Annotated in this window: 6 protein-coding genes; 3 read left to right on the forward strand and 3 right to left on the reverse strand. The window is 75.8% G+C overall.

From position 1 onward, the window contains the following. Nucleotides 1–122: 122 nt before the first annotated feature. The gene (gene thiD / locus CTKZ_RS18215; RefSeq protein WP_124344255.1) at nucleotides 123–1,640 is read left to right on the forward strand and encodes a bifunctional hydroxymethylpyrimidine kinase/phosphomethylpyrimidine kinase; all 1,518 of its coding nucleotides are present in this window, start codon (nucleotides 123–125) and stop codon (nucleotides 1,638–1,640) included. Between the two features lie 46 nt (nucleotides 1,641–1,686). Here the strand turns inward: thiD and CTKZ_RS18220 are convergent, their stop codons facing one another. From CTKZ_RS18220 to CTKZ_RS18230, 3 genes are read right to left on the reverse strand one after another with little or no spacing between them, the layout of a single operon-like run. Further along, entirely contained in the window at nucleotides 1,687–2,997 is a 1,311-nt protein-coding gene (locus CTKZ_RS18220; protein WP_124344256.1) for a TrpB-like pyridoxal phosphate-dependent enzyme, read from the reverse strand. 47 nt (nucleotides 2,998–3,044) lie between these two features. Continuing rightward, the gene (locus CTKZ_RS18225) at nucleotides 3,045–3,824 is read right to left on the reverse strand and encodes a DsbA family oxidoreductase (RefSeq protein ID WP_235843550.1); all 780 of its coding nucleotides are present in this window, start codon (nucleotides 3,822–3,824) and stop codon (nucleotides 3,045–3,047) included. Further along, on the reverse strand, nucleotides 3,821–4,837 hold the full coding sequence (locus tag CTKZ_RS18230; RefSeq protein WP_225917075.1) for a quinone oxidoreductase family protein: 1,017 nt from the start codon (nucleotides 4,835–4,837) through the stop codon (nucleotides 3,821–3,823). Before CTKZ_RS18230 ends, CTKZ_RS18225 begins: the two co-directional genes overlap by 4 nt. Before the next feature lie 49 nt (nucleotides 4,838–4,886). Here CTKZ_RS18230 and argC point away from each other — a divergent pair, with 49 nt between their 5' ends. Further along, nucleotides 4,887–5,951: an N-acetyl-gamma-glutamyl-phosphate reductase gene (gene argC / locus CTKZ_RS18235; RefSeq protein WP_200829813.1), complete on the forward strand. Its 1,065-nt coding sequence runs from the start codon at nucleotides 4,887–4,889 to the stop codon at nucleotides 5,949–5,951. Nucleotides 5,952–6,000: 49 nt separating this feature from the next. Continuing rightward, on the forward strand, nucleotides 6,001–6,823 hold an 823-nt coding region (locus CTKZ_RS18240; protein ID WP_124344258.1), incomplete at its 3' end, for a bifunctional ornithine acetyltransferase/N-acetylglutamate synthase.

Raw genomic sequence — 6,823 nt, forward strand, 5'->3', positions numbered from 1 at the left:
GGGCGGAGCGGGCCGGACGTCGGCGCAGGACCCGTCGCCCTCGCCGGCGGCAGGGTCGCACGGGCCGGCGGCGCGCGTCCGGCCGGGACGGCCGCGGGAACGGTGCGCGCGGAGGCCGTGCGATGACCGAGCGCGAGACGCCGCCGACGGGGTCGCGCCCGCGCGTCCTGTCCGTCGCGGGGACCGACCCGACGGGCGGAGCCGGGATCCAGGCCGACCTCAAGTCGTTCGCCGCGCACGGCGCGTACGGCATGGCGGTCGTCACAGCGCTCCTCGCGCAGAACACGCACGGCGTGCGCGACGTCCTCGTGCCGGACGCCGCCTTCCTGCGCGCGCAGCTCGACGCGGTGTCCGACGACGTGACCGTCGACGCGGTGAAGATCGGCATGCTCGCGACGGCGGCCGTGGCCGACGAGGTGGGGGACTGGCTGGCACGTCACCGTCCGCCGTTCGTGGTCCTCGACCCCGTCATGGTCGCGACGAGCGGCGATCGGCTGCTCGACGACGACGCGGTCGCCGCGGTCCGCCGGCTCCTCGCGGTCGCCGACGTCGTCACGCCGAACCTCCCGGAGCTCGCGGTCCTCGCCGACGAGCCCGTCGCCCGGACCTGGCCGGAGGCCGTGCAGCAGGCGACGCGGCTGGCGAGCGCCGCCGGGGTCGCGGTGCTCGTCAAGGGCGGCCACCTGCCCGGCGTCGAGAGTCCCGACGCGCTGGTCGAGGGTGGGCGTGTCGTCGAGCTGCCCGGTGCGCGGGTCGCGTCGACGAGCACGCACGGCACGGGCTGCTCGCTGTCGGCGGCGCTCGCGGCGCTGCGTCCCCGTCGTCCGGACTGGGCGTCGGCGGCACGGGACGCCAAGCGCTGGCTCGGCGGGGCCATCGCGGCGGGGGAGGCGCTGCGCGTCGGCTCGGGCCACGGCCCGGTCGACCACTTCCACCACGCGCCGGCGCTCGGGCTGCCCGTCTTCACCGACGAGGTCGGGGGCATCCTCGCGGCGGCGTGCGCCGCGTCGCTCGAGCAGCCCTTCGTCCGCGGCCTGGCGGACGGCGGCCTGCCGTGGGACGCGTTCGTCGAGCAGCTCCACCAGGACGCGCTCTACCTCACCGCGTACTCACGGGTTCTCGCACGCGCGTCGACGCTCGCACCGTCGGCGGAGGCGCAGGAGTTCTTCGCCCGCGGCGCGCACTCGTGCCTCGCGGTCGAGCGAAGCCTGCACGAGACGTACCTCGCGCGCGCGTCCGTGCGCCCGTCGTCGCCGCCCTCGGCCGTGACGCGCGCCTACGTCGACCACCTGGCGGCGGTCGCGGCGCACGGCTCGTACGCGGAGGTCGTCGCCGCGGTCCTGCCCTGCTACTGGGTGTACGCGGAGGTCGGGGTGACGCTCCTCGCGCAGGCGGACGCCGTCCCGGGCCACCCGTACCGCGACTGGGTCGCGACGTACGGCAGTGCGCCGTTCACCGAGCATGCCGCGCACGCGTGCCGGCTGGCCGACGCGGCCGCGCAGCACGTCGACCCGGCGACGCGGGAGCGCATGATCGCCGCGTTCGACGCGTCGTGCCGCCACGAGGTGGCGTTCTTCGGTCAGGTCGCGGTCGTCGCGACGGACCCGGGACGGCAGGTCGCCGCCCTCGCGGTCCGCTGACGCAGGCGCGCGGCCCGGGACGCGTCGCCCCGGCCGCGCGACCGCGTCAGACGTACTGGTGGTAGGCGGGCAGGTCGAGGATCCCGTTGCCGGACAGGCCGATGACGATCGTCTCCGCCTCGGTCGCCGCGCGCGCGTGCGCGATGGCGCCGGCGACGGCGTGCGTCGACTCGGGCGCGGGGATGATCCCCTCGGCGCGCGCGAACTCGACGCCGGCGGCGAACGCGTCCTCCTGCTCGACGGCGATCGCGGACAGCAGCCCGAGCTCGTAGGCGTGCGACACCATCGGCGCCATGCCGTGGTAGCGCAGGCCGCCGGCGTGGATGGGCGGCGGCACGAAGTCCTTGCCGAGCGTGTGCATCTTGAGCAGCGGCGTGAGCCCGGCGACGTCGCCGAAGTCGTACCGGTACTCGCCCTGCGTCAGCGACGGGCACGCGGCGGGCTCGCACGCGACGACGCGGGTGGTCGCGCCGTCGCGCAGGTTGCGGCCGAGGAACGGGAACGCGAGCCCGCCGAGGTTCGACCCGCCGCCCGCGCAGCCGAACACGACGTCGGCCGTCTCGCCGATCTCGTCGAGCTGCGCGAGGGCCTCCTGGCCGATGACGGACTGGTGCAGCAGCACGTGGTTGAGCACGGACCCGAGCGCGTAGTGCGCCGCGGGGTTCGTCGCGGCGGCCTCGACGGCCTCGCTGATCGCCATGCCGAGCGACCCGGTGGTGTCGGGGTCGGCGGCGAGCATCGCGCGACCGGACTCCGTCAGGTCCGACGGCGACGGGTGGCACACGCCGCCGTACGTCTCCATCTGCATGCGGCGGTAGGGCTTGGCGTCGTACGACGCGCGCACCTGCCACACCTCGCACTCGAGCCCGAGCAGGGAGCACGCCATCGACAGCGACGCGCCCCACTGGCCCGCGCCGGTCTCGGTCGTGAGCTTCGTGATGCCCTCGACCGCGTTGTAGTACGCCTGCGCGACGGCCGTGTTCGGCTTGTGCGACCCGACCGGGCTCACGCCCTCGTACTTGTAGTAGATCCGCGCGGGCGTGCCGAGCGCGCGCTCGAGCCGCACGGCGCGCACCAGCGGCGACGGCCGCCACAGCGCGTACAGCTCGCGCACGGTCTGCGGGATCTCGACCCAGCGCTCCGTCGTCACCTCCTGCGCGATGAGCGCCATCGGGAACAGCGGGGCCAGGTCGTCGGGCGTGAGCGGCTCGCGCGTGCTGGGGTGCAGCGCGGGCGGGCACGGCTCGGGCAGGTCGGCCGCGAGGTTGTACCAGTGGGTCGGCACGGACGAGGGGACGACGACCCCGAGCGGGTCGGTCCGGGGGGCGGGGCGCACGTCGTCGGGCGTGGTGGTCATGGCGCGACCCTAGGCCGCGACGACGGCGCCCCGCGCCGGAACGGTGCTCAGATCGCGCAGGAGTCGTCCGTGCACGCGGCCGCGTCGGCGTCGCCGAGGACGGTCAGCGGGTTGGCCTCGCGCCATCCCGCCTCGAGCAGCTGCGTGAAGACCGCAGCGGGCTGCGCGCCCGACACGGCGATGCGTCGGTCCACGACGAAGAACGGCACACCCGTGACGCCGAGCAGGCGCGCCTGCGCCTCGTCGGCCCGCACGGCGTCGGCGGCGCGGTCGCCGTCGAGCACCTCGCGGACGTCGTCGTCGGACAGCCCGGCCGCGCCCATACCCGCGGCGGCGGCGAGCTCGACGAGCGTCGCCGGGTCGCCCAGGTCGCGCCCGTGCTCGAAGTGCGCGGAGAACAGCGTCTCGACGAGCGCGTCCGCGAGCGGCGCCCCGCCGGCCTCGGCGGCGACGTGCACGAGCCGGTGCGCGTCGAACGTGTTGAACGCGAGCGCGCGGTCGAAGTCGTACGCGAGGCCCTCGCCCGCGGCCACGGCCGTCACGTGCGCGAACATCTCGCGCACGCGGTCGGCGGGCATGCCCTTGTGCTCGACGAGTGCGTCGACCTCCGGACGTCCCGGCCCGGTGGGCGTGTCGGGGGAGAGCTCGTAGGAGCGCCACGTGACGCGCACGTGCGCGCGGTGCGGGAACTCGGCCAGCGCGGAGGCGAACCGGCGCTTGCCGATGAAGCACCACGGGCACGCGATGTCCGACCAGACCTCGACGTGCAGCGGGCGCGGGCCGACGACGGACCCGTCGACGTGGTCGAGGGTGCGGAGGGTGGTCACGGGAGGATCAGGACCTTTCCGGTGGTGGAGCGCGACTCGAGCGCGCGGTGGGCGTCGGCCGCGTCGGCCAGGGGGAACGTGGCACCGACCCGCACGTCGAGCGTGCCCGCGAGGACGGCGTCGAACAGCTCGCGAGCGCGCCAGTCGAGCTCGTCGCGGGTCGCGGTGTGGTCGCCGAGCGTCGGGCGGGTGAGGAACAGCGAGCCGCCGGAGTTGAGCCGCTGCGGGTCGAACGGCGGCACCGGCCCGGACGACGCGCCGAACAGCACGAGCGTGCCGCGCCGGGCGAGCGACGCGAGGGACGCGTCGAAGGTGTCCTTGCCCACGGAGTCGTAGACGGCGTGCACGCCGCGCCCGCCCGTGAGGTCGCGCACGAGCGCGGGCAGCTCCGTGGTGAGGTCGTCGAGCTCGCGGTAGCGGATGACGTCGGCGGCGCCGGCCGCGCGCGCGAGCGCCTCCTTCTCGGCGGTCCCGACGGTCGCGATGACGCGCGCGCCCCGCTGGGCCGCGAGCTGCGTGAGCAGCAGACCGACGCCGCCCGCGGCGGCGTGCACGAGCACGTCGTGGCCGACCGCGACGGGGAACGAGGACGTGACGAGGTAGTGCGCGGTCATGCCCTGCAGGGGGAGCGCGGCGGCGACCTGGTCGTCGACGCCCGCGGGGACGACGAGCACGTCCCGCTCGGCGACGAGCGCGAGCTCGGCGTACGCGCCGGGCGACGCGGCCCAGGCCACCCGGTCACCGGGAGCGACGAGCGTGACGTCGGCGCCGACGGCGACGACCTCGCCGGACCCCTCGGCCCCCACGACGTGCGGGTAGGAGACGCGGTACAGCCCGCTGCGGCGGTAGGTGTCGATGAAGTTCACGCCCGCGGCGGCGACACGCACGAGCACCTGGTCGGGACCGGGCTCGGGGTCGGGCACGTCACGGAGCTCGAGGACGTCGGGACCGCCCGCGGCGGTGGCGAGGATGGCGCGCACGTCAGCCGCAACGCGGCTCCGTCGGCGCGTCATCCCGGAATCGTGCACGTATCTTCGTGCACCACCGTGTATGTTCATGCACATGACGTTCAGCGTGGCGGTCGCGGGGGCCAGTGGGTACGCCGGGGGCGAGATGCTCCGGGTGCTCCTCGCGCACCCCGAGGCCCGCATCGGTGCCCTCACGGCCCACTCCAACGCGGGCGCGACCCTCGGCGGCATCCACCCGCACCTGCGCTCCCTCGCGGACCGGGTCCTCGCGCCGACGGGTGTCGAGGCGCTCGCGGGGCACGACGTCGTCGTGCTCGCCCTGCCGCACGGCGCGAGCGGCGCCGTCGCCGCCGAGCTCGCGGGGCGCGGGGACGGCGCGATCGTCGTCGACCTCGGTGCGGACCACCGCCTCGTGGATCCCGTCGCGTGGGAGACGTACTACGGCAGCGCGCACGCCGGCACCTGGCCCTACGGCCTGCCCGAGCTGCTGCACGCCGGCGAGCCGACGGCCTCCGCCCAGCGCGACGCGCTCGCGGGCGCGCGACGCATCGCCGTCCCCGGCTGCAACGTCACCGCGGTCACGCTCGGCCTCCAGCCCGGCGTCGCCGCGGGCGTGATCGAGCCCGTCGACGTGGTCGCGGTCCTCGCCGTCGGCTACTCCGGCGCCGGTCGGACCCTCAAGACGCACCTCCTCGCGAGCGAGGCGCTCGGCTCCGCGCAGCCGTACGCCGTCGGTGGCACGCACCGGCACATCCCGGAGATCGCCCAGAACCTCCGGGCCGCGGGCGCGCCCGACGTGACGATCTCGTTCACCCCGACGCTCGTGCCGATGTCGCGCGGCATCCTCGCGACGGCGACCGCCCGGCTCGTCGAGGGCACCGACCCGGCAGCCGTGCGCGCCGCGTGGGAGGCCGCCTACGCCGACGAGCCGTTCGTGCAGCTGCTCCCCGAGGGGCAGTGGCCGACGACGGCTGCGACGCTGGGCGCGAACACCGCGCTCGTGCAGGTCGCGGTCGACGCGCGCGCCGGCCGCGTCGTGACCGTGACGGCGATCGACAACCTCGTCAAGGGGACCGCGGGCGGCGCGCTGCAGTCGCTCAACCTCGCGCTCGGCCTGCCCGAGACGCTCGGCCTCCCGCTCGAGGGCGTCGCGCCGTGAGCGGCACGAGCGTGACGAGCACCGGCCTGACAGTGGACCAGGAGGACTGATGGCACAGCAGACCGCCGTCGACACCGACGACCTCGCCTCGCCCGGCGTGACCGCCGCCGCGGGCTTCCGCGCGTCCGGCGTGACCGCCGGGCTCAAGGCGTCCGGCCGCCCGGACCTCGCGCTCGTCGTCAACGACGGGCCGCTGCAGGTCGGCACGGCCGTGTTCACGACGAACCGCGTGGTCGGCGCACCCGTCGTGTGGTCGCGCCAGGTCGTCGCCGACAGCACGGTCTCGGCCGTCGTCCTCAACTCGGGCGGCGCGAACGTCTGCACGGGCCCGGACGGGTTCGCCGACGTGCACCGCACGGCCGAGAAGGTCGCCGACGTCCTCGACGTCTCCGCGGGCGACGTGGTCGTGGCGTCGACCGGCCTGATCGGTGAGCGCCTGCCCATCGAGAAGCTCCTCGCGGGCGTCGACGAGGCCGCCGCGGCGCTGCACGGCGAGGGCGGCCCCGACGCGGCGACCGCGATCATGACGACCGACACCGTCGCCAAGACGGCGCACGTCACCGTCCCGGGCGACTTCGGCACCTTCACCGTGGGCGGCATGGCGAAGGGCGCGGGCATGCTCGCCCCGGGCCTCGCGACGATGCTGTGCGTCATCACGACCGACGCGGTCGTCGACGCGGACGTCGCCGCCGACGCGCTGCGCACCGCCACGCGTGCCACGTTCGACCGCGTCGACTCCGACGGCTGCATGTCGACCTCGGACACGGTCGCCCTGCTGGTCTCCGGCGCGAGCGGCGCGACGCCCGACCCGGCGGGCTTCGCCGCCGCGCTCACCGCCGTGTGCGGTCAGCTCGCGCGGCAGCTCGTCGCCG

This window comes from Cellulomonas algicola (assembly GCF_003851725.1).
In the GTDB taxonomy this organism is placed as follows: Bacteria; Actinomycetota; Actinomycetes; order Actinomycetales; family Cellulomonadaceae; genus Cellulomonas; species Cellulomonas algicola.

What these genes read in the sequence shown, in the direction of transcription:
- CTKZ_RS18230 (WP_225917075.1), bottom strand. Translation starts at nt 4,837, where the DNA reads ATGACGCGCCGACGGAGCCGCGTTGCGGCTGACGTGCGCGCCATCCTC.
- thiD (WP_124344255.1), top strand. Translation starts at nt 123, where the DNA reads ATGACCGAGCGCGAGACGCCGCCGACGGGGTCGCGCCCGCGCGTCCTG.
- argC (WP_200829813.1), top strand. Translation starts at nt 4,887, where the DNA reads ATGACGTTCAGCGTGGCGGTCGCGGGGGCCAGTGGGTACGCCGGGGGC.
- CTKZ_RS18220 (WP_124344256.1), bottom strand. Translation starts at nt 2,997, where the DNA reads ATGACCACCACGCCCGACGACGTGCGCCCCGCCCCCCGGACCGACCCG.